The sequence below is a fragment of the Bacillus hominis genome (assembly GCF_018332515.1).
In the GTDB taxonomy this organism is placed as follows: domain Bacteria; phylum Bacillota; class Bacilli; order Bacillales; family Bacillaceae_G; genus Bacillus_A; species Bacillus_A hominis.
The window spans coordinates 1-745 of sequence record NZ_BOQD01000443.1 but is presented as its reverse complement, the minus strand read 5'-3'; the positions used below and the strand labels follow the sequence as shown (position 1 = coordinate 745).

Genomic DNA, 745 nt, shown 5'->3' with positions numbered 1-745 from the left:
AGTTTTAATTGTATAATATATCTTGTCATAGTCTTTTAGATTTTCCAACAAAAAACAACAAGAATGGAAGACGTATGGGGAGAGGGTATTATGTACACAAAACTATTAAAATCAATTACATCATTAACGTTAATTGGAAGCGCTTTCTTTTATGCGAGTGGTAGTGATGTGAAAGCTGCTGAAGCGGGTGCTTTTTCTGATGTGCCTACATCACATTGGTCGTATCCTGCTATTAAAGATTTATCGAGTAAAAATATTATTTCAGGTTATGGAAATGGGATGTTTGGTTTTGGGGATGTTGCGACGAGGGAGCAGGTGGCAGCTTTAGTTTACCGAGTGTTAGTACCGAATAAGCAAAGTGGTACGTTTAGTAATGATAGTGCCCGTTATGTATTAAAAGATGGATCTGCTTTAAACAATCCGTATCGTGATATTCGCTCAGGTTCTACACTGTTTCCTGAAGAGGTTTTAACGTTAACGAAATTAGGGATTTTTAAAGGTGATGGAAATGGTGGTTTTAGACCGAAAGATTCTGTTAGTCGTGCGGAAATGGCGCAAATTCTTACAAATGCTTTTCATCTTTCTGCTAAGCAAACACACACATTTAACGATGTTCCAAATGGTTTTTGGGCAGAAAATGCGATTAGTGCCGTGCAGTCAAACGAGATTGCAGCTGGTACAGGGGAAGGGAAGTTTGGGCCATATAATACGGTAACACGTGAACAGTATGCACAGTTTTTATATA

General features: G+C 38.1%; 1 protein-coding gene. It reads left to right on the top strand.

Going from position 1 to position 745, the window contains the following annotated elements; genetic code table 11:
* Window positions 1-90 precede the first annotated feature (90 nt).
* Window positions 91-745 (top strand): S-layer homology domain-containing protein (locus KI356_RS26190; protein WP_212936904.1); only part of this gene is annotated, 655 nt, incomplete at its 3' end.